Raw genomic sequence first — 21115 nt, 5'->3', positions numbered from 1 at the left:
TTCACGCCCGCCCGCACGGTCCGCCCGTATATTCGCCCGACGACACGAATACAGCCGAAGGTACAGTCCGTGCAGTTTCGCCAAAAGGCTCTTTCCAAGCTGCAATCGCCCGAGGAATTGGACCTCCCCGTTCGCCTGGCCCGACCGCAGGGGCGACTCGTCCTCGCCGTCACGGTCGCCGTCATGGCGGCCGCGGCCTACTGGGCCTTCACCGGCACCGTGACGTCCAGGCTGAGTGCGTCCGGCATCCTCACCCGCGCCGAGGGCAGTTACGTGCTGCAGACACCGCTCGCGGGACAGGTGACCGGGGTCCTCGCCGAGGAGGGCCAGTTGCTGCCCCCCGGTGCGCCCCTGCTCAACGTCCGTACGGAGCAGGGGGAACGGCCCGTGCGCGTGGTGGCCGGCGGCCGGTTGACGACCCTGGTGGCCAAGGTGGGTTCGGTCGTCGCCACGGGTGCCGACGTGGCCACCGTGGAACGCGCGAGCGGTCCGCAGGACCCGCTGGTGGCCGTGCTGTACGTGCCGGGCGGCAGCGGCTCGGCCATCGCCGTGGGCGCCCCGGTCGACCTGAGCGTCCAGTCCGTCCCGCAGCAGCGGTTCGGCATGCTGCGCGGGCGCGTCACGGCGGTCGGCCGCACGCCCCTGACCCGGGCGCAGATCGGCGGTTTCCTCGGCGACGGCGGGCTCGCCGAACAGTTCTCCCGCCACGGCAGCCCGGTGGCCGTGTTCGTACGGCTCGAACCCTCCTCCGCCACCCCCTCCGGCTACCGGTGGTCCTCCGCGGACGGCCCCCCGTACGCCGTCGATTCGAGGACGCCGGTCACCGGGGCCGTCCACCTCGCCGCGCAGCGCCCCGTCGACTGGCTGCTGCCGTGACCGCGCCGCACCTGCCTCCCGCCGGGCGCCGGCGGCGGCGCCCCGAGCCGAGGGGCGGCTCCCGCCGCAGGACCGCGCCCGCGTCCGCGCCCGTATCCGCGCCCGCACCCTCGCCCGTACCGAGGGGCAGGACGCCCCGCCCCGTACGCACCCCCACCGTGCTGCAGATGGAGGCGGTCGAGTGCGGCGCCGCCGCCCTGGCCATGGTCCTCGGCCACCACGGCCGCTTCGTCCCGCTCGAAGAGCTGCGCATCGCGTGCGGTGTCTCCCGCGACGGCTCCCGCGCCAGCAGTCTCCTCAAGGCCGCCCGCGGGTACGGACTGACCGCCAAGGGCATGCAGATGGACCTCGCCGCGCTCACCGGAGTGAGGGCCCCGGCCGTCCTCTTCTGGGAGTTCAACCACTACGTCGTCTACGAGGGCACGGCCCGCCGGCTCGGCCGCCGGGGCGTGTACGTCAACGACCCCGCCAAGGGCCGCCGTTTCGTCCCCATGGACGAGTTCGACACCAGCTTCACCGGGGTCGTCCTCACCTTCGAGCCCGGCGACGGGTTCCGCCGCGGTGGCCGCGGACCGGGCGTCCTCGGGGCCGTACCCGACCGCCTGCGGGGCACCTCGGGGACCATGGCCGCAGCCGTGGCCGCCAGCCTCCTCCTGGTCGCCGTGGGCGCGGCGGTACCGGCCCTGAGCCGTACGTACATCGACATGTTCCTCATCGGCGAGCAGAGCTCCCTGCTCGGTGTGGTGTTCGCCTCCATGGCCGTCGCCCTCGTCCTCACCGCGGCCCTCACCGCACTGCTGCAGGCCAACCTGCTGCGCGGGCGCATCATCGCCTCGACCCTGAGCAGTGCCCGCTTCTTCCGGCACCTGCTCAGGCTTCCGGTCACCTTCTACTCCCAGCGCAACCCGGCCGACCTGGTCCAGCGCCTGCAGTCCAACGACACCGTCGCCGAGACCCTCGCCCGGGACCTGTCAGCCGCCGCCGTGGACGCCGTGGTGGTCCTGCTCTACGCGGTGCTGCTGTGGGCCTACGATCCGCAGCTCACCCTCGTCGGCGTGGCCGTGGCGCTGCTCAACGTGGTCGCCCTGCGGATCGCGGTCCGGCTGCGGGCCACCGGTGCCCGCAAGCTGCGCGCCGAGAGCGCCCGGCTGACCAACACCGCGTACAGCGGCCTCCAGCTCATCGAGACGATGAAGGCGACGGGCGGCGAGAACGGCTTCTTCCGCCGCTGGGCCGGACAGCACGCGGTCACCCTCGACGTGCAGCAGCGGCTCGGCGTGCCCAGCGCGTGGCTGGCGATCGTCGCACCCACCCTCGCGGCGTTCAACAGCGCGCTGATCCTGACGATCGGCGGCGTACGGGCGGTGGAGGGCCACCTCACCGTGGGGCTGCTCGTCGCCTTCCAGGCCCTGGTGACCAGCTTCACCGCCCCGATCTCGCGGCTGGGCGGCGTCGCCGGCCGGATCCAGGACTTCGCGGCCGACGTGGCCCGGCTGAAGGACGTCGAGAACTTCCCCGTCGACCGGGTCTACTCGCGGCGCGAACCCGCTGCCTCCACCCGGCGCCTCAAGGGCCACGTGGAGCTGGACGGCATCACCTTCGGCTACAACCCCCTGGACGCCCCGCTGCTCGAGGACTTCTCGCTCGCGGTCGGGCCCGGGCAGCAGGTCGCGCTCGTCGGGGGCTCCGGCAGCGGCAAGTCCACCGTCTCCCGGCTGGTCTCGGGCCTGCACGTCCCCTGGGCCGGGGCCATCCGCATCGACGGGATGCGGCTGGAGGACATCCCGCGCGGCGCGCTGGCCGCTTCCGTCTCCTTCGTCGACCAGGACGTCTTCCTCTTCGAGGGCACCGTCCGCGACAACGTCACGCTGTGGGACCCCTCCATCGCGGACGAGGCCGTGATCGCCGCACTGGAGGACGCCGCCGTGCACGACGTGGTGGCCCGCCGTCCCGGTGGCATCCACAGCCGCGTCGAGCAGGACGGCCGCAACTTCTCCGGCGGTCAGCGCCAGCGCCTGGAGATCGCACGGGCGCTGGTGCGCCGTCCCAGTGTCATGGTGCTCGACGAGGTGACCAGCGCCCTGGACGCGGTGACCGAGCAGACCATCATCGACAACCTGCGCCGGCGCGGCTGTGCCTGTGTGGTCATCGCCCACCGGCTGAGCACGGTGCGCGACAGCGACGAGATCGTCGTGCTCGACCGGGGCACGGTCGTGGAGCGCGGGCGGCACGAACAGCTGGTCGCCGCGCGGGGTCCGTACGCCGCCCTGGTCGAGGAGCACTGAGGTGACGTACACGGACCATGCCGGCGCCGCTGCCGCCGCCGCTGCCGGTACGCCGGCCGGGATCGCGGATCCGGTCGTCGCGGCCCTGGGCGCGCTGGGCGCGCCGGTGGACTGCACGGGCCTGCGCAGCCTGTCCCTGGAAGGGCCGCTCGTCCTGTGGCTGGTCGTGGAGGGCGGGCTGGACCTGTTCGCGGTGGACGCGGCGCAGGGCGGGCACTGGCACTTCCTGGGCCGGCTGGAGCCGGGCACGCTGCTGCTCGGTCCGGCCGAGGGCCCCGACCACACCCTGGTCGGCCGGCCCCTGCCCGGGTGCCGGCTGCGCCGCACAGAGCTGCGGGAGCTGTACCCCTCGGAGTACGCGCCGTACCCGCAGGATCCGCACTCCCCCCAGTACGGCACTACTGCCGCAGGCGGGCCGAGTCCGCTGGAGGACGCCTTCGCACGCGGCATCGGACGTGGTCTGCGCGTGCTCTACGAGGCACCGCCGGGCGGCACCGCCACCGCCGGGCACGGCGGGGCCGACGACGACATCCTGTGGATGCGGATCCCCCCGGGCAGCGTGCAGTACGGCGCCGTGTACGAGTCCGAGCCGGTCGGCACCCTCCTCGTCGACGCGTCGCTGTGGCAGGGCATGGTCGACCAGCAGTACCGGCTGCTGTACGCCCTGGACGCCTGGATCGAACAGCTGGAGCGCGCCCACGAGGACCGCACGGCCGCCGGGATCGAGGCGGGCCGGGCGGCCCGTACCCAGGCGGACCGGACGCTGCTGGCCTCCATCGTCCGCACCGGCGGCCGGGACCGGCACCGGAGCGCGGACGTCGACGCGACCTTCGCGGCGTGCCGCGCGGTCGCCGACGCGGCCGGCATCGCCCTGTCCCCGCCGGGCGCGGCGGGCACCACGCCCGAACAACTGGATCCCGTCGAACACATCGCGCTCGCCTCGCGGATCCGCACCCGCGCGGTCGCTCTCGGCGAGCGCTGGTGGCGGGAGAACAGCGGGCCGCTGGTGGGCCGGCGCGAGAAGGACGGCGCGCCGGTCGCCCTGCTGTGGCGGCGCGGCGGCTACGAGGCGCTCGACCCCGCCACCGGCGGGCGCGAGCGCGTCGGGCGGGCCAACCGGGCCGCCTTCGAACCGCGCGCCGTCATGCTGTACCGCCCCCTGCCCGAGGGACGGGTGGGCCTGCCCGCACTGCTCCGCTTCACCGTGCGCGGCACCTACCCCGACCTGCGCAGCCTGCTGCTGGGCGGGCTGGTGGCGGTGGTGCTGGGGGCGCTGGTGCCGGTCGCCACCGGCCAGGTCCTCGGCCGGTACGTCCCGCAGGGCGAGACCGGCCCCATCGTGCGGACCGGGCTGGCGCTGGTCGCGACCGCCGTGGTCGCGGCGGTCTTCATGCTGCTGCAGAACACCTCGCTGCTGCGGATGGAGGGCCGTATGGAGGCCACCTTGCAACCGGCCGTGTGGGACCGGCTGCTGCGCCTGCCGGCGACGTTCTTCACGGGTCGCTCCACCGGCGAACTGGCCGGCGCGGCCATGGGCATCAGCGCGATCCGGCGTGTCCTGTCCGGCATCGGCCCGGTCTGCGTGCAGGCGGGCTCGGTCGGTGCGGTGAGCTTCGTGCTGCTGCTCGTCCACAGCGTGCCGCTGGCGATGGCCGCGCTGGGCATGCTCGTCGTCGTCGCGGTGGTCTTCCTGTGCCTGGGGCTGTGGCAGCTGCGGTACGAGCGCCGGCTGAACACCCTCGGCCACCGGCTGGGCAACCAGGCCTTCCAGATCCTGCGGGGCCTGCCCAAGCTCCGCGTCGCGGCGGCCGAGACCTTCGCGTACGCGGCCTGGGCGAAGGAGTTCGCCCGTACCCGCGAGCTGCAGCAGCGCATCGGCCGTACGCAGAACGTCAGCACGGTCCTCGGCGCCGTCCACCTGCCGCTGTGCACGCTGGTGATGTTCGTGCTGCTGGCCGGTCCGGCCCGCGGCGCCATGTCCGCCAGTGAATTCCTGACCTTCAGCACCGCGCTGACGATGCTGCTGTCGTCGGTCACGCAGGTGACCGGGGCGCTCGTCTCGGCCGCCGCGGTCCTGCCGATGTTCGAGCAGATCCGGCCGCTCCTGCGGGAGGTCCCCGAGGTGGACCGCTCCAGTACCCGCCCGGGGCGGCTGACCGGTGCCATCGAGGCCAAGAACCTCTCCTACCGCTACGCCGACGACGGCCCCCTCGTCCTCGACGACGTCAGCCTCCGGATCGGACCGGGCGAGTTCGTCGCGGTCGTCGGGGCCAGTGGCTGCGGCAAGTCGACCCTGCTGCGGCTGCTGATCGGCTTCGACAAGCCCCTCTCGGGCAGTGTGCTCTACGACGGCCAGGACCTGGCGGCGCTGGACCGGGCGGCCGTACGCCGCCAGTGCGGCGTCGTGCTGCAGAACGCCCAGCCGCTCTCCGGCTCGATCCTCGACTGCATCCGCGGCAACGGGACGTTCTCGGTGGAGGAGGCGTGGGAGGCGGCCGCGATGGCGGGCCTGGCGGCGGACATCGAGGCCATGCCGATGGGCATGCACACCATCCTGTCCGACGGCGGCGGGACCGTCTCGGGCGGTCAGCGCCAACGGCTGATGATCGCCCAGGCCCTGGTGCGCAAGCCGCGCATCCTGTTCCTCGACGAGGCCACCAGCGCGCTGGACAACGGGGCTCAGCGTGTGGTCACCGAATCCACCCGCGCCCTGCGGACCACGCGCCTCGTGATCGCCCACCGGCTCTCCACGGTCCTGGACGCCGACCGGGTGATCGTCATGTCGGACGGCCGGATCGTCCAGCAGGGCCCGCCCGCCGAACTGCTCGCCGACACGGCCGGTCTCTTCCACGGTCTGGTCCGCCGCCAGCTGCGCTGACGGTTCCCCGGGTGCCGCGGGTGCCGCGGCCCGCCGGTCCGTTACTGGAGCTCGGACAGGTCGACCGAGTCGGCCGGTGCCGGGGGCTTGGCCGACACGGGCTCGTCGAAGCCGGAGAAGGAGGCGTCCACCTTCCGGCCGGACTCGACGCCCCGCACCTGCAGGAGGTAGGGCTCGCCCTCGGTGGAGACCTGGTAGGTGCCCGTCGCGCCGTCGGCGCGCCGGCTGGTGACCGTGATGGCGGGTTGGCCGTCCACGGTGGTCCGGGGGCCCTTGACCAGCTGTTCGCTCGGCGGCTTCGAGGAGAACTCCTTCTTGAAGAAGTCCAGGTCGCAGACCTGGGCGAAATCGCGCAGCAGGGGGCTGGCCGTGGTGCCGTGCAGGTAGCGGCCGTTGATGAGCGCGATCGCGTCGTCGGCCGCGGGGCCCGGTACCTGGGCCTTGAGCAGGGCGTCGTCGAGCTTCATCCAGACGTCGTCGCCGCGTTTGACGATCTCGGCCGTGCCCGCGCCGCCCGGGGGTGTGACGGTGCCGACGCAGTCGCCCTGCTCGTCGAAGCGCAGGTCGAGCGTGGTGGTGCCCGAGGCCTCGGTCACCTTGCCCACCATGCGCATGGAGGTGACTTCGGCCATGGCCTTGCGCGAGGCCTGTGCGATGGCCTGGGCGCTGTCGTCGGCGATGCCGTTGTCATCGGCTCGGGCCGTGCCCCCGCCCGTGAACACCAGCAGGCAGGCCGCTCCGGCGGTCGCGCAGCGGGCCGCTGCCGCCCGGGGTACGGACATCGGGCCTCACCTCCCTCGGGCCGCGTCCTGTCCGGCGGCAGGCATCGCCGCTCCTCCGGCGCGACCGGTCACCCGATCAGCGTAGGTCCGCCCGGCGGCGGGCGCAGTTCGGGCGGGTCCGGCCGGATCCGGCCGGGACGGGCCCGGCGTCGGGCAGCATGGTGCACGATCACGTCCCCGCTGCGCCGCCGATGGAGGGTCTGATGACCGGTTCCACGTCCTTACCGCCGATGAGGGCACGCCTCGCCGTGACCGTGGCGGCCATCGCCACCGCTCTGACGACGGCCGGGGCCGCCGCCCCCGCCGGGGCGGGCGCACCGCCGTCCGGCGCCGAGGCGCCGCGCGCGTTCGTGGCGCTGAGCTCGGTCGACCCGACGATCATGCAGGACATGCGGTACGTGCGTGCGCACAACTTCGTCGGCGAGCCGGTCGACGGCTACCGGCAGTCCGTCTGCATCCTGACCCGTCCGGCCGCCGAGGCCCTGCACCGGGCCCAGGTGCGCCTGCTGCGCCAGGGCTACTCGCTCAAGGTGTACGACTGCTACCGGCCGCAGCGGGCCGTCGACCACTTCGTACGGTGGGCCGAGGACCTCGGCGACGAGCGGCGGAAGGCGGAGTTCTATCCGCGCGTCGACAAGTCCCGGCTGTTCGAGGACGGCTACATCGCGAAGAAGTCGGGACACAGCCGGGGCAGCACCATGGACGTGACGCTGGTGCGGCTCCCGGCGCGGCCGGCGCCCCGCCCGCGGCCGGGTCAGGAGTCGGTGCCCTGCTACGCGCCCCGGGCGGAGCGCTACCCCGACAACTCGGTGGACATGGGTACGGGTTTCGACTGTTTCGACACGCTGTCGCACACCGACGACCCGCGCGTCCAGGGGGCGCAGCGCGCCAACCGGGACCTGCTGAGGTCGGCGCTGACGGCGGAGGGATTCGTCAACCTGCCCGAGGAGTGGTGGCACTTCACGCACAAGCCGGAGCTGTTCCCCGACACCTACTTCGACTTCCCCGTCGCGCACCGGTCGGTCGCCGGACACCGCTCCTGAGGCTGCCGTGGACCGTGTTCCGGCGGGCCGCGGGGGCAGCCCGGCCCGCCGGGATGCACGGGACGCCGCGGCGGCGGACAGTGGAGGCGGGGCCTTCGGCAGACCGGGAGGACCCGCGTGACGGACGACGACCCGACGCCCGACCGGACGGTTTCGCCTTTCATGTCGGAGGCGGCCTTCCGCTCGCTGCACGCCGAGCTGGGCCGGCTGGCACCCGCCGGTCCCGAGCACCGGCGCGGCACCCTCGCCCACCTGACGCCCGCGCGCGTGGCCGCGGCCGCGGCCGACGTGCGGCACGGGCGCACCGTGTCGCTGGCGGCCCCCATCGAGACGCAGCCGGGGCCGGACGATCCGCAGCCCGCCGTGTACCGGCTGACGGCGCCGACCGCGCCGGAGACCGGAACCCCGGGGGTGCACTTCGCCCTGGACCGGTTCGCCATGAACGTGCACGGGGACGCCCACAGCCATCTCGACGCGCTGTGTCACGTCGTCTTCGACGGTGAGCTCCACGGCGGCGTCCCGGAGAGCCGTCTGGCGGCGGGCGCCGCCCTCGGGATCACCCTCGACCTGGTGCGCGACGGCATCGTCGGCCCCGGGGTCCTGCTGGACGTCCCGCGGCTGCGCGGGGTCCCGTGGCTGGAGCCCGGGGACTTCGTCGGCGCCGAGGAGCTGACGGCGGCCGAGGAGGCCCAGGGCGTCCGGATCGGTCCGGGCGACCTGCTGCTCGTACGGGTCGGGCACCGGCGCCGGCGCCGGGAGAGCGGTGCCTGGGACGCGGCGCACGCCCGGGCGGGCCTGCATCCCGCGTGCATGCGGCTGCTGGCCGAGCGGCAGGTGGCCGTCCTCGGCTCGGACGGCAACAACGACACGGCCCCCAGCCCGGTGCCGGGGGTGTCCTTCCCCGTGCACGTCCTGGCCCTGCACGCCCTGGGCATGCACCTGATGGACTACCTGGACCTGGACGAACTGGCCCACGCGTGCGCGGAGCTCGGGCGCTGGCGGTTCCTGTGCGCGGTGGCACCGCTGCGGCTGCCGGGGGCCACCGGTTCCCCGGTGAACCCGATCGCCGTCCTGTGAGCCGCGCGTCCCCGGGTGCCGCACATCCCCGGGTGCCGCGCGCACGGGGGGCGTATACGTTCGAAGGGGGACCCTGCCGCGACAGGCCCGCCCGGGCGGCGGCACCGCAGGGACGAGGACGGTGATCCGGTTGAACGACGCTCCGCACTACGACGTCATCGTCATCGGAACGGGCGCGGGCGGCGGCACGCTCGCCCACCGGCTCGCCCCGTCCGGGAAACGGGTGCTGATCCTCGAACGCGGGGGCTTCCTTCCCCGCGAGCGCGACAACTGGGACTCCACGGCGGTGTTCGTCAAGGGGAAGTACCGCGCGCCCGAGTTCTGGTTCGACCGGCACGGCCGCGAGTTCCCGCCCGAGGTCAACTACTACGTCGGCGGCAACACCAAGTTCTACGGCGCGGCGCTGTTCCGGCTGCGCCCGCAGGACTTCGGGGAGCTGCGCCACCACGACGGGATCTCGCCCGCCTGGCCGCTGCGTTACGAGGACCTGGAGCCGTACTACACCCAGGCGGAGCACCTCTACCGGGTGCACGGCCGGCACGGCGAGGACCCCTTCGAGGGTCCGGCGAGCGCCCAGTACGCCCACCCGCCGGTGGAACACGAGCCGCGGATCCAGCAGTTGAGCGACGACCTGGAGAAGCAGGGCCTGCACCCCTTCCACCTGCCCATCGGGGTCGATCTGGACCAGGACGCGGCCGGCCGGGCGACGCCCTCCAGCGTCTGCATCCGCTGCAATCGGGTCGACGGCTTCCCGTGCCTGGTGCGCGGCAAGTCCGACGCCCAGGTGATCTGCGTGGAGCCCGCCCTGCGGCACCCCGGCGTCGAGCTGGTCACCCACGCCCACGTGCTGCGGCTGGAGACCGATCCGACCGGGCGCACGGTCAGCGCGGTCGTCGCCCGCCTCGCCGGCGGCGAGGAGGCCCGGTTCTCCGCCGACCTCGTGGTCGTGGCCTGCGGCGCGGTCAACTCGGCGGCGCTGCTGCTCGCTTCGGCGAACGACCGGCATCCGGGGGGCCTCGCGAACGGGTCGGACGTGGTCGGGCGGTTCTACATGCGCCACAACAACCTGGCCCTGATGGCGGTCTCCCGGGAGCCGAACGACACGCAGTTCCAGAAGACCCTCGCCCTGCACGACTGGTACCTGGGCGCGGACGACTGGGACTACCCCCTGGGCGGGATCCAGATGCTCGGCAAGTCGGACGCCGAGCAGATCCACGGCGAGGCCCCGCGCTGGGCCGGAGCGGTGACCCCGAACATGCCCTTCGAGGTCATGGCCCACCACGCGGTGGACTTCTGGCTGTGCGGGGAGGACCTGCCGCTGCCCGACAACCGCGTCACCCTGGACGGCGACGGCCGCATCCACCTCGCGCTCGACGAGACCCACAACACGGCCGGACTGAAGCGGCTGCGGCACAAGCTCCAGGGCATGCTGGGCCGCCTGGGCATGCACGAGCACCATCTGCTGGACCACAGCCTCTACCTGCACAAGGGCATGCCGATCGGGGCAACCGCGCACCAGGCCGGCACCGTACGGTTCGGCACCGACCCGGCGTCGTCGGCCCTGGACCTGAACTGCAAGGCGCACGAGCTGGACAACCTGTACGTGGTCGACACGAGCTTCTTCCCGAGCATCGGCGCGGTCAACCCGTCCCTGACGGCCATCGCGAACGCCCTGCGGGTCGGCGACCACCTCCTCGAACGCATGGGCTGATCCGCGGCGGCGGCACCGCCGACCGGGCGAAGATCCTGCGCCGGGTGGCGCAACGCGGGGCGCAGCGGGCCGCCGCGCGCCGGGGGCGGTGATTGGGTGACGCCGGACCCGCCGGGGTGCCGTCGCCCCGACGGCACGGGGTGGCGGTGCGAAGGAGGCAGTCCGTCGTGAGTTCCACCGAGGGCGTACCCCGGGGCGTGATCCCCGCGCACCTGCTCCGGGGCCAGAAGGCACTGGTGACGGGTGCGAACTCCGGGATCGGCAAGGCCACGGCGATCGGCATGGGCCGGGCCGGGGCGGACGTGGTCGTCAACTACGTGGCCGGGCGGGAGGAGGCCGAGAAGGTCGTCGCGGAGATCGCCTCCTTCGGGGTGCGCGCGGCGGCGTACGAGGCGGACGTGTCCGACGAGGCCCAGGTCGTGGCCATGACGGAACGCATGGTCGAGGAGTTCGGAACCATCGACATCCTCGTCGCCAACGCCGGCCTCCAGCGGGACTCCGCCTTCACCGAGATGACGCTGGCCCAGTGGCAGAAGGTCATCGACGTCAACCTGACGGGGCAGTTCCTGTGCGCGCGCGAGGCGACGAAGGAGTTCCTGCGGCGCGGGGTCGTCCCGGAGGTCTCCAGCTCCGCGGGCAAGATCATCTGCATGAGCTCGGTGCACCAGATCATCCCGTGGGCCGGACACGTGAACTACGCCTCCTCCAAGGGCGGCGTGCAGATGATGATGGAGACCCTCGCCCAGGAACTCGCGCCGAAGAAGATCCGCGTCAACGCGATCGCCCCCGGCGCGATCCGGACGCCCATCAACCGCAGTGCCTGGGACACCCAGCAGGCCGAGCAGGACCTGCTCAAGCTGATCCCGTACGGCCGGGTCGGCGACCCGGAGGACATCGCCCACGCGGCCGTGGGTCTCGCCTCCGACCTCATGGACTACGTCGTGGGCGCCACGCTCTACGTGGACGGCGGAATGACCCTCTTCCCGGGCTTCGCCACCGGCGGCTGACCTCCATCCGCTCGGCCCCGGGGAGGGACGCATGCACACCACGCTCCACCTGCTGGCGGAGGCACCGCCTCAGATGCTGCCGGCCCGCTCGCTCATGGCCTTCACCCTGGCCTCGCACATCATCCTGGTGCCCATGGGCGTGGCGCTGCCGCTGATCACCCTGATCATGCACGGCTACGGGCTGCGGCGCGGCGACGCGACCGCCCTGCTCCTGGCGCGCCGCTGGTCGGCGGTCATGGCGGTGCAGTTCGCCATCGGCGTCGTCACGGGCACCGTCCTGTCCTTCGAGTTCGGCCTGCTGTGGCCGGGGCTGATGGGCCGGTGGGGCGATGTGTTCGGGATCGGCTTCGGCGTCGAGGCCTGGGCCTTCTTCCTGGAGGCCGTCCTCATCGCGATCTACCTCTACGGGTGGCGCCGGCTGCCGGCCCGTACCCACTTCCTCCTGGGGCTGCCGCTGCCGGCAACGGCCCTGCTGGGCGCCTTCGGCATCCTGGCGGCCAACTCCTGGATGAACACCCCGCGGGGCTTCTCCCTCGACTCCGAGGGCAATCCGGTGGACGTGGACGTCTGGAAGGCGATCTTCACGCCGATGTTCGGTCCGCAGTACTGGCACTTCGTCGTGGCGATGCTGCTCACCGCCGGATACGTCGTGGCCGGTGTGTACGCCGTCGGCTGGCTGCGCGGGCGCCGCGACCGCTACCACCGGCTCGGCTTCACCGTTCCGTTCACGGTCGCGGCCGTGTTCACGCCCGTCCAGTTCATGCTGGGCGACGCCATCGCCCGGGCGGTGTTCCAGAAGCAGCCGGTCAAGTTCGCGGCGATGGAGATCGTCTGGAACACCGACACGCACGTCCCGGAGTACCTCTTCGGCCGTCTCCACCCCGACGGGACCGTCACCGGCGGCATCAAGATCCCGCAACTCGACTCGATCCTGGCCGGCTTCAGCCCCGACACCGAGGTGCACGGGCTGACGTCCGTACCGGCGGAGAACCGGCCCACCGTCACCCAGGCCACCCTCATCCACTGGACCTTCGACATCATGGTCGGCATCGGCTCGGTGCTCGTGCTGCTGGTCCTCTGGTACGCGTTCGTGTGGTGGCGGCGCCGCCGGCTGCCCGCCTCGCCGTGGTTCTACCGCAGTGCCGCCTGCGCGGGCGTGGCCAGCGTCGTCGCCGTCGAGTGCGGCTGGATCACCACCGAGGTGGGCCGCCAGCCGTGGATCGTGTACGAGAACATGCGGGTCGCCGAAGCGGTGACCGGGGCCCGCTCCAGCACCTTGTGGACCATGTTCACGGTGGTCGTCGTCGTGTACGTGCTCGTCTTCGGCGCCTTCCTGGCTGTGCTCCTGAAGATGCGCACCCGATGGCGCCAGGACGACGAACGGAGCCGTGAGGCGGGCAGGACGGCGACACCCGAGGCCGACACCCCCTACGGCCCGCGCTCCGCCGTCGCGGCACCGGCCGAGGACGGCAGGCCGTGACGGCCGCCGGCGTGGTCGCCGCCGTCCTGCTCCTCGCCGTGGCCGCCTACACCTGTGCGGGCGGCACCGACTACGGGGCGGGCTTCTGGGACCTGACGGCGGGCGGCGCGGAACGCGGGAAGCGCCCCCGGTGGCTCATCGACCACGCCATGGCCCCGGTCTGGGAGGTCAACAACGTCTGGCTCATCTTCGTCCTGGTCATCATGTGGACCGGGTTCCCGGAGTTCTTCCAGACCGTGTTCTCCGCGATGTGGCTGCCCCTGGCCCTCGCCGCCATCGGCATCGTGCTGCGCGGCGCGGGCTTCGCGCTGCGCAAGCCGACCCGCAGGATCGCCGGACGGCGCGTCTACGGCGCCGTGTTCGCCATCTCCTCGCTCCTGACCCCGTTCTTCCTCGGTGCCGCCGCGGGCGGGATCGCCTCGGGGCGCGTGGGACCGGGCACCGAGCCGACGGCGCACGCCTGGTTCAACCCGACCTCCGTCTTCTTCGGCCTGCTGGCCGTCGTCGGCACGGCCCTGCTCGGGGCGGTGTTCCTGGCCGCGGACGCGGTCCGCTACGAAGCCCCCGACCTGCACGCCTACTTCCGGCGGCGGGCGCTGGTCACCCTCGCCGCCTTCGCGGTGCTGGGGGCGGTCACCCTGATCGTGGCCCACGCCGACGCCCCCCACCTGTGGCACGGCCTCACACACGGCGCCGGGCTCGCCCTGGTGATCGTGGCCGTGCTGGCCACCCTCGTCACGGCGTGGCTGCTGCTGCGCACCTCCGGGGCGTGGTCCCGGCCGGCGGCCGTCGTCCTCATGGCCTCGGCCGTGATCGCGTGGGGCGCGGCGCAGCGCCCGTACCTCATCCCGGGCCGGCTGACGGTGGCCGAGGCGGCGGGCGCGCCCAGCACCCTGCACTGGCTGCTCATCGTGACCCTCGTGGCCGCGGTCCTGGTCTTCCCGGCGGTGGCCTTCCTGTACCGGCTCGACACCCGCGGCGACCTGGAACCCCTCACCGACGCCGACCTGCGCCGCGGCGGCGACCCGGAGCCGGGGGCCTGACGCGGCACGGTGTGCCGGGGCCGTCGACGGTCCCGGCACACCCGAACCCCGTACGGCACGCGCAGAATGGAGCCCTCGCCAGCCGTCTCCGTACCGAAAGCGACCGCCGTGAACCGTCTTCCCCCGGACCCGACCGTGCTCCACCCGTTCCCGGACCAGCCGCGCGTGGTGCTGCTGAAGCCGCTGCTGACGTCACCGCTGATCGAGGCCGGGGAGTACTCGTACTACGACGACCCGGAGGACCCGACCGCGTTCGAGACCAGGAACGTCCTCTACCACTACGGGCCGGAGAGGCTGCTCATCGGGAAGTTCTGCGCGCTGGGCGCCGGGGTCCGGTTCATCATGAACGGGGCCAACCACCGGATGGACGGCCCCTCCACGTTCCCCTTCCCCATCATGGGCGGCTCCTGGGCCGAGCACTTCGACCTGCTCACCGACCTGCCCGGCAGGGGGGACACGGTCGTCGGCAACGACGTCTGGCTCGGCTACCGCACGACGGTCATGCCCGGAGTGCGCATCGGGCACGGCGCCGTGATCGCCTCCGGTGCCGTCGTGGTCGACGACGTGCCCGACTACGCCGTCGTCGGCGGCAACCCGGCCAGGACCATCCGCACCCGCTACACCGACGACGAGATCGCCCGCCTGCTCTCGATCGCCTGGTGGGACTGGCCGGCGGCCCACCTGACCGAACACATCCGAACGGTCATGTCGGGCACCGTCGACGCCCTGGAGAGGGCCGCCCCCCGAGCCTGAGCGGACGGGCCCCTACCGGGTGGAGCCCCGGTTCAGGGCCGCGTCCAGGGTGATCGCCGCGTCGATGAGGGCGAGGTGGGTGAACGCCTGCGGGAAGTTGCCCAGTTGTCGTCCGGTCAGGTCGATCTCCTCGGAGTACAGGCCCAGGTGGTTGGCGTAGCCCAGCATCTTCTCCAGGACCAGCCGGGCCTGGTCGATCCGTCCGGCCCGGGCGAGTGCGTCGACGTACATGAAGGTGCACAGGGAGAAGGTGCCCTCGGAGCCGCGCAGGCCGTCCGGGGACGCCTCGGGGTTGTAGCGGTACACCAGGCTGTCGCTGACCAGTTCCTGCTCCATCGCGTCGAGGGTGGAGGCCCACATCGGGTCCTGCGGCGTGAGGAAGCCGACGGTCGGTATGCGCAGGAGCGAGGAGTCGAGGACCTCGCTGCCGTAGTGCTGGACGAAGGCGCCGCGCCCCTCGTTCCACCCCTTCTCCATGACCTGCTGGAAGATCCGGTCCCGGGTGGTGTTCCAGCGCTGCATGGGCGCGGGGCGGCCCCCGGCCGCGGCGAGCCGCAGCGCACGGTCGAAGGCCACCCATGACATCACCCGGCCGTAGGTGAAGTGCTGGGCCCCGCCGCGGGTCTCCCACAGGCCCTCGTCGGCCTGGTCCCAGTGGTCGGCCAGCCAGTCCAGGACGTGGACCATGCCGGTCCAGCCGTGGTAGCCGAGGTGGATGTCGTGCCCGTGGGCGAAGGAGATGCTGTCCAGCGCCTCGCCGTAGATGTCCATCTGGAGCTGGGTGGCGGCGCCGTTGCCGATGCGGACGGGGGCCGAGCGTTCGTAGCCCTCCCAGTGGTCCAGGGTCTCCTCCTTCAGATCGGAGGAGCCGTCGACCGCGTACATGATGTTCAGCGGCCCCGATTCGCTCTCGCCGCCCGCCCGTTCCTTGATGCGGTCGTCGAGCCACCCGATGAAGGCCCTCGCCTCCTCCGTGAAGCCCATGCCGAGCAGGGCGTACACGGAGAAGGAGGCGTCCCGGATCCACGTGTAGCGGTAGTCCCAGTTGCGTTCGCCACCGAGCTGCTCGGGCAGTCCGGCGGTGGGGGCGGCGACGACGGCGCCGGTGGGGGCGTAGGTCATCAGCTTCAGGGTCACGGCGGAGCGCTCCACCGCCTCGCGCCAGCGGCCGGTGTACCGGGAGGTGCTCAGCCAGCTGCGCCAGTAGCGGATGGTGGACTGGAACAGCTCCTCGTACTCGGTGAGCCTGATCTGCCGGGGCGGCCCGTCGGCCGCCGACTCCAGGATCAGCCCGCGCTGCTGCCCCGCCGCGAGGCGCAGGGTGAGGTGGACGTCGCGCTCGCCGGCGCTGAGGAGCCGGCCGAGCCGTTCGTCGTCCGGTTCCCGGATGGTGTGCACGGTCAGGGTCGCGCCGTCGGCGGTGAACACCGCCCCGTTCTGCGTGAGGTTCAGGTCGTGCGACTTGCGCCCGTAGTCGAACCGGGGCGCGATGTCGATGTCGAAGGTCATGCTGCCGCGCACGCAGCGGACCATGCGGACGAGCCGGTGGCGGGCCGTGACCGTGGTGCCGGTCAGCGGCATGAAGTCGACCACCTCGCCGGCGCCGGCCTCGGTCATGAAGCGGGTCACCAGGACCGCGGTGTCGGGCAGGTACAACTGCTTGGTCGCGTACGTCGCGTGGGCCGGGCGCACCGTGCAGTGGCCGCCCTTGTCCTTGTCGAGCAGGGCTCCGAACACGCTGGGTGAATCGAAGCGCGGGCAGCAGAACCAGTCGACCACACCGTCGGAGGTCACCAGCGCCGCGGTCTGCAGATCGCCTATCAGGCCGTGGTTCTCGATCAGCGGGTACTCGTCCATCTGGGCGTCCCTTCCGGCATGCGTCGCCGCCCGGATCTCGGCCCCCCGCACCAGCGTATGCCGGGCCCGCGGCACCGTCCCGCCGAGAGTTGCCTATAGACTTTAGGTAAATGCATAATCTCTATCGTCATATCGAAGGAGGGTGAAGGTTATGGTGCGCGTGGGGCTGACCCCGGAGCGGCTGACCCTGGCCGGGGCGGAACTGGCCGACGAGGCGGGGTTCGACCAGGTGACCCTTTCGGCGCTCGCCCGGCGGTTCGACGTCAAGGTCGCGAGCCTGTACTCGCACCTGAAGAACTCCCACGAGCTCAAGACGAGGATCGCCCTGCTCGCGCTGGAGGAACTCGCCGACCTGGTCGCCGCCGCGGTGGCCGGCCGGGCGGGCAAGGACGCCCTGACCGCCTTCGCGAACGCCTACCGCGACTACGCCCGGGCGCATCCCGGGCGCTACGACGCCGCCCGGCTCAGGCTCGACCCGCAGACGGCGGCGGCCAGCGCGGGCGTGCGGCACGCGCAGATGACGCGGGCGATCCTGCGCGGCTACGACCTGGCGGAGCCGGACCAGACGCACGCGGTCCGCATGCTGGGCAGCGTCTTCCACGGCTACGTCAGCCTGGAGGCCGCCGGCGGCTTCAGCCACACGGCCGTCGACCCGCAGGACTCCTGGGCCTGGACCCTGGAATCCCTCGACGCCGCGCTGCGGCAGCGGAGCACCCGCTGAACTGCGGCGCACCACCCCGTACGTCCCCCGTACACCCCGATATCAGGAGGCTGAGGCAATGAGCAGCGAGCAGGGCTGGATCACCACACCCGTGACCGCGGACCTCCTGCGCGGGCACCTCGACGTGGAGCGGACCGCGCACGGTCTGCTGCCGCACCGGCTGCCGGCCCGGGCGCGGCGGCAGATCCCCGACGAGCGGCTGGCCGTGGCCGAGGCCCAACCCTCCGGCGTACGGCTGGTCTTCCGCACCCGGGCCACCGTCATCGAGCTCGACACGCTGCCCACCAAGCGCGTGTACCGGGGCTTCCCGGCCCCGCCCGACGGCGTGTACGACCTGCTGGTCGACGGCCGTCCCACCGCCCGGGCCACCGTGGCCGACGGTAACGTCCGTACGGTCACCGACATGGTCGCCCAGACCTCGGAGCTGACCGAAGGGCCCCCGGGGACCGCCCGGTTCACCGGGCTCCCGACCGGTGACAAGGGCATCGAGATCTGGCTGCCGCACACGGAGGTCACCGAGCTGATCGCCCTGCGCACCGATGCCCCCGTCGAACCGGCACGCAGCAGCGGGCGCAGGGTGTGGCTGCACCACGGCAGTTCCATCAGCCACGGTTCGAACGCCGCCCACCCGAGCGCCACCTGGCCCGCCCTGGCCGCCGCCCGGGGCGGAGTGGAGCTGGTCAACCTGGGGTTCGGCGGCAGCGCGCTGCTGGACCCGTTCACCGCGCGTGCGATGCGCGACACCCCGGCGGACCTGATCAGCCTCAAGATCGGCATCAATGTCGTCAACGGCGACACGATGCGCCTGCGCGCCTTCACCCCCGCCGTCCACGGCTTCCTCGACACCATCCGAGAGGGCCGGCCCACGACACCGCTGCTGGTGGTCTCCCCCATCCTGTGCCCGGTCCAGGAGGACACCCCCGGCCCGCTCGCCCCTGACTTCACCGACGGGACCCTGCGGTTCAGGGCCACGGGCGATCCCGCCGAACGCGCCGCCGGGCGGCTCACCCTCAACATCGTCCGCGACGCGCTCGCGGCCGTCGTCCAGCAGCGGGCCGCCGACGATCCGAACCTCCACCACCTCGACGGGCGGGCCCTGTTCGGCGAGCGCGACCACGCCGAATTCCCGCTGCCGGACGCGCTCCACCCCGGCCCCGAAGGACACCGGCGCATCGCCGAGAACTTCGCACGGCTGGCGTTCTCGGGCGACGGCCCCTTCGCCGCCAGGACCGGCTGATCCGCGCGGGCCGGGGCGGACGGAGCCGCGAGTCGGGCGGCGCCCGGGCACGGACTGCGGCGGGCCGGCCTACCAGCGCATACGGACGTCCTCGGCCCATCCCAGCAGCCGGTCCACCGCGATCCGCTCGCCGTCGTCCGTGCGGATCGAGCCCGCGTAGTGGCCGAAGCACTGGTCCGTACGGTTGGCGAGGAGACCGAGGTCGGCGCGGGTGGACCGGTTGTGGAACGGGGTGAACACCAGGTCCACCCGGTCCGATCCGGGGCTGCGGACCGACCACGGCGCCAGGTGGTCGCTCCGGGACCAGCACCACTGGAGCTCCTGGCCCAGCTTGCTGATCCGGCCGTCCACGCACACCGCGTTCTCCGTCGCCCCGGTGCCGCGCGTCCAGCGGCCACCGAACTGCAGCCCGACGGTGCGGCCGTCCGTACGCCCGGAGGCGGCGCCCCAGTTCCACGCCACCGAGCGGGGCCACCGGCCGCGCCCGTGGTCGAGGGTGCCCCAGGCGTCGTCGCCGAAGGCCAGCACGTCGCCGCCGATGCGTACGGTGCCGGACGCGGGCCGGGCCGTGTGCTTGGAGGTGTACTGGAAGCGGCGTTCGTCCCAGGGCACCACCACGGAGAGGGTCTCGTGCCCGGCGGGCATCTCGACGTGGAGGTCCACCTCCACCGGGAGGCCCTGCGGACTCACGCAGCGGGCCCGCAGGCGGGTGCCGGAGCCCTCCCCGTGGATCTCGATCCGCACGCGGCCCCCGGCCGGCCGCCGCGGTCCGACCACGAGGGAGGGGGACCCCGGATCCGGAGCTCCGGCGATGGTGTCGGGGAGCCGGACCCCGAATCCGCCGGGCACGATCGCGGTGCGCTCGAACTCCCGCACGGCCGAACCGTATTCCAGGACGTAGACCGAGTTCAGGGCCAGGTAGTCGAGGTCGCTCACGGTCAGGGCCACCAGGTGCGCGGGGGTGGTCACGCACCAGTACTCCCACCGTTTCGTCCGCCCCCAGCCGGGGATCCGGCAGCGGTGCAGGGGCCGGCGCGACCAGCCGATCGCGGCCGGGGCGAGCCTTCCGTCGCCGCGGCACAGGTCGACGGGCTCGACGATCTCACGTTCGTGCGTGGACATGGCCGGACCCTACCGGCCGTGGGTCGGCCGACGCGGGCGCTCGCGTGAACCCCTGCGCGAACCCGCCCCTCCGGCGCCGGACCCGCGGACGGCTCAGGGCAGGGCAGCAGGACGGCCTTGCCGCGGTTGCCGTGGGCTTCCAGGTCGGCGTGGGCCCGGGCGGCTTCCTCCAGCGGGTAGGTGCGCCAGACCGGTACCGAGAGCTTCCCCCCCCGGCGGCCGGCCGTACCAGCTCCGGCAGGGAGTCCTCGGTGCGGTCGGTGCGGTCGGTGCTGCCCGCACCGAAGCGCACACCGTGCTGCGCCGCCGGCATGTCGGCGATGGTGACGACACGCGCGCCGTCGCCGGTCGGCGCGACGAACCCGGATCCGGACCTGTCCCGGACCGGGCTGCGGCGGGGTGAGGCCGGACAGGCGCAGCACCTCGGGGGCGACCCCGCGCGGTTCCCCTCAGGCCGGATAGGTGATCGAGCCCAGCGGCGGGCAGGGGAGGAGCGTGGTGCCGGCGCCGGGCCGTTCGACGAACGCCCGGGCTTCGGCGGCCTGCTGACGACGGGTGTCCAGCTCATCGGCGTACCAGGCGTCGCGCACGGCACGGGGGTGGTCCCACGAGTCGTCGATGAGACCGAGGCTCGTATTGCCGGAGGCCCGCTGGAAATCCGCTTTCACGGCCGCCTGTCGGAGCGCGGTCTGCGTCGCGGCGAGGTCGATACGGGTGATCAGGACGCCGGGGGTGTGCGGTTCACGGGTCGGCAGGGGGGCCTGCGGGAGCAGCGACACCCCGGTGTCGAGACGGCCGATGTTGTCGACGGTCGCCTGCTGGGCTTCCCTCGACATGGTCTGCATCTCCTGGTGCAGCCAGAAGAACTCGTCGAGGTCGGCCTGGGTGATGCGCATCCGCTCGTACAGGGCCCGGAAGCGCGGATCGTGGTGCAGCGGACGTATGGGGTCGGCGTGGAGCACCACGCAGTCGTTGAAGCCGGCCGTCACCGCGGCGTCGAGGTGGAAGACGGCCTGCTCCGCCTGCCCGCGTACGAGGGCCAGGCCGAAGAGGCTGGAGTGGCCCGCGGCGACGAGCCACCCGGCGTCGGGGCCGAGTGCCGTGGCGCGCGCGACGACGTCGCGAAGGCCCTCGGAGCCGTCCCGCCCCGGTGGTGCCGCAGTGGGCCCATCGGTCAGGAGTCCCACCAGCACTTCGTGAAGGCGGGCGACCAGTGAGTTGACGGTGTCGGCCATGGAGCTCC

17 protein-coding genes are annotated in these 21115 nt (G+C 72.9%); 12 read left to right on the top strand and 5 right to left on the bottom strand.

What is annotated here, in order from left to right; translation table 11 throughout:
• Nucleotides 1-69: 69 nt before the first annotated feature.
• From ACXNSR_RS35400 to ACXNSR_RS35390, 3 genes are read left to right on the top strand one after another with little or no spacing between them, the layout of a single operon-like run.
• Nucleotides 70-876, top strand: coding sequence for an HlyD family efflux transporter periplasmic adaptor subunit (locus ACXNSR_RS35400; protein WP_458639413.1), 807 nt, complete (start codon nucleotides 70-72; stop codon nucleotides 874-876).
• Entirely contained in the window at nucleotides 873-3161 is a 2289-nt protein-coding gene (locus ACXNSR_RS35395; protein WP_458639412.1) for an NHLP family bacteriocin export ABC transporter peptidase/permease/ATPase subunit, read from the top strand. The genes ACXNSR_RS35400 and ACXNSR_RS35395 overlap by 4 nt, the downstream gene beginning before the upstream one ends.
• A gap of 1 nt (nucleotide 3162) precedes the next feature.
• Complete coding sequence (locus ACXNSR_RS35390; protein ID WP_458639411.1) at nucleotides 3163-6039, top strand: NHLP bacteriocin export ABC transporter permease/ATPase subunit; 2877 nt, start codon at nucleotides 3163-3165, stop codon at nucleotides 6037-6039.
• A 41-nt stretch (nucleotides 6040-6080) separates the two neighbouring features.
• Here ACXNSR_RS35390 and ACXNSR_RS35385 read toward each other — a convergent pair whose 3' ends face one another.
• Entirely contained in the window at nucleotides 6081-6821 is a 741-nt protein-coding gene (locus tag ACXNSR_RS35385; protein ID WP_458639410.1) for a hypothetical protein, read from the bottom strand.
• Nucleotides 6822-7051: 230 nt separating this feature from the next.
• On the opposite strand from ACXNSR_RS35385, the gene ACXNSR_RS35380 reads away from it, so the two are divergent.
• The 7 genes from ACXNSR_RS35380 (at nucleotide 7052) to ACXNSR_RS35350 (ending at nucleotide 14935) form a co-directional block, all read left to right on the top strand.
• Complete coding sequence (locus tag ACXNSR_RS35380) at nucleotides 7052-7864, top strand: M15 family metallopeptidase (RefSeq protein WP_458643480.1); 813 nt, start codon at nucleotides 7052-7054, stop codon at nucleotides 7862-7864.
• A 162-nt stretch (nucleotides 7865-8026) separates the two neighbouring features.
• Entirely contained in the window at nucleotides 8027-8941 is a 915-nt protein-coding gene (locus tag ACXNSR_RS35375) for a cyclase family protein (RefSeq protein ID WP_458643479.1), read from the top strand.
• Between the two features lie 130 nt (nucleotides 8942-9071).
• The gene (locus ACXNSR_RS35370) at nucleotides 9072-10652 is read left to right on the top strand and encodes a GMC oxidoreductase (protein ID WP_458639409.1); all 1581 of its coding nucleotides are present in this window, start codon (nucleotides 9072-9074) and stop codon (nucleotides 10650-10652) included.
• A gap of 212 nt (nucleotides 10653-10864) precedes the next feature.
• Nucleotides 10865-11659 (top strand): SDR family oxidoreductase, encoded by a 795-nt coding sequence (locus ACXNSR_RS35365; RefSeq protein ID WP_458643478.1) that lies wholly within the window; start codon nucleotides 10865-10867, stop codon nucleotides 11657-11659.
• Between the two features lie 31 nt (nucleotides 11660-11690).
• Nucleotides 11691-13139 carry a cytochrome ubiquinol oxidase subunit I gene (locus tag ACXNSR_RS35360; protein WP_458639408.1) on the top strand — a complete coding sequence of 483 codons (1449 nt, stop codon included), beginning with the start codon at nucleotides 11691-11693 and terminating at the stop codon, nucleotides 13137-13139.
• Nucleotides 13136-14182, top strand: a complete 1047-nt coding sequence (locus ACXNSR_RS35355; protein ID WP_458639407.1) for a cytochrome d ubiquinol oxidase subunit II — start codon at nucleotides 13136-13138, stop codon at nucleotides 14180-14182. The genes ACXNSR_RS35360 and ACXNSR_RS35355 overlap by 4 nt, the downstream gene beginning before the upstream one ends.
• A gap of 66 nt (nucleotides 14183-14248) precedes the next feature.
• Entirely contained in the window at nucleotides 14249-14935 is a 687-nt protein-coding gene (locus ACXNSR_RS35350; RefSeq protein ID WP_458639406.1) for a CatB-related O-acetyltransferase, read from the top strand.
• Between the two features lie 12 nt (nucleotides 14936-14947).
• Here the strand turns inward: ACXNSR_RS35350 and ACXNSR_RS35345 are convergent, their stop codons facing one another.
• The gene (locus ACXNSR_RS35345) at nucleotides 14948-16792 is read right to left on the bottom strand and encodes a glycoside hydrolase family 15 protein (protein ID WP_458639405.1); all 1845 of its coding nucleotides are present in this window, start codon (nucleotides 16790-16792) and stop codon (nucleotides 14948-14950) included.
• A gap of 151 nt (nucleotides 16793-16943) precedes the next feature.
• On the opposite strand from ACXNSR_RS35345, the gene ACXNSR_RS35340 reads away from it, so the two are divergent.
• Nucleotides 16944-17513 (top strand): TetR/AcrR family transcriptional regulator, encoded by a 570-nt coding sequence (locus ACXNSR_RS35340; RefSeq protein WP_458639404.1) that lies wholly within the window; start codon nucleotides 16944-16946, stop codon nucleotides 17511-17513.
• A gap of 58 nt (nucleotides 17514-17571) precedes the next feature.
• On the top strand, nucleotides 17572-18750 hold the full coding sequence (locus tag ACXNSR_RS35335; RefSeq protein WP_458639403.1) for a GDSL-type esterase/lipase family protein: 1179 nt from the start codon (nucleotides 17572-17574) through the stop codon (nucleotides 18748-18750).
• Nucleotides 18751-18819: 69 nt separating this feature from the next.
• Here the strand turns inward: ACXNSR_RS35335 and ACXNSR_RS35330 are convergent, their stop codons facing one another.
• The 3 genes from ACXNSR_RS35330 to ACXNSR_RS35320 are packed head-to-tail and all read right to left on the bottom strand — an operon-like array spanning nucleotide 18820 to nucleotide 21107.
• Complete coding sequence (locus ACXNSR_RS35330; protein ID WP_458643477.1) at nucleotides 18820-19833, bottom strand: DUF2804 domain-containing protein; 1014 nt, start codon at nucleotides 19831-19833, stop codon at nucleotides 18820-18822.
• The gene (locus ACXNSR_RS35325) at nucleotides 19716-20294 is read right to left on the bottom strand and encodes a zinc-binding dehydrogenase (protein ID WP_458639402.1); all 579 of its coding nucleotides are present in this window, start codon (nucleotides 20292-20294) and stop codon (nucleotides 19716-19718) included. The genes ACXNSR_RS35330 and ACXNSR_RS35325 overlap by 118 nt, the downstream gene beginning before the upstream one ends.
• Nucleotides 20295-20321: 27 nt before the next feature.
• Nucleotides 20322-21107, bottom strand: coding sequence for a hypothetical protein (locus tag ACXNSR_RS35320; RefSeq protein ID WP_458639401.1), 786 nt, complete (start codon nucleotides 21105-21107; stop codon nucleotides 20322-20324).
• Nucleotides 21108-21115 lie beyond the last annotated feature (8 nt).

The sequence above is a fragment of the Streptomyces sp. NC-S4 genome (assembly GCF_054353315.1).
This window is presented reverse-complemented; position numbering and strand designations above follow the sequence as displayed.

Coding starts and splice junctions, on each gene's coding strand:
- ACXNSR_RS35385 (WP_458639410.1), bottom strand. CDS start 6,821: ATGTCCGTACCCCGGGCGGCAGCGGCCCGCTGCGCGACCGCCGGAGCG.
- ACXNSR_RS35380 (WP_458643480.1), top strand. CDS start 7,052: ATGAGGGCACGCCTCGCCGTGACCGTGGCGGCCATCGCCACCGCTCTG.
- ACXNSR_RS35375 (WP_458643479.1), top strand. CDS start 8,027: ATGTCGGAGGCGGCCTTCCGCTCGCTGCACGCCGAGCTGGGCCGGCTG.
- ACXNSR_RS35360 (WP_458639408.1), top strand. CDS start 11,691: ATGCACACCACGCTCCACCTGCTGGCGGAGGCACCGCCTCAGATGCTG.
- ACXNSR_RS35350 (WP_458639406.1), top strand. CDS start 14,249: ATGGAGCCCTCGCCAGCCGTCTCCGTACCGAAAGCGACCGCCGTGAAC.
- ACXNSR_RS35345 (WP_458639405.1), bottom strand. CDS start 16,792: ATGGACGAGTACCCGCTGATCGAGAACCACGGCCTGATAGGCGATCTG.
- ACXNSR_RS35340 (WP_458639404.1), top strand. CDS start 16,944: ATGGTGCGCGTGGGGCTGACCCCGGAGCGGCTGACCCTGGCCGGGGCG.
- ACXNSR_RS35335 (WP_458639403.1), top strand. CDS start 17,572: ATGAGCAGCGAGCAGGGCTGGATCACCACACCCGTGACCGCGGACCTC.
- ACXNSR_RS35320 (WP_458639401.1), bottom strand. CDS start 21,107: ATGGCCGACACCGTCAACTCACTGGTCGCCCGCCTTCACGAAGTGCTG.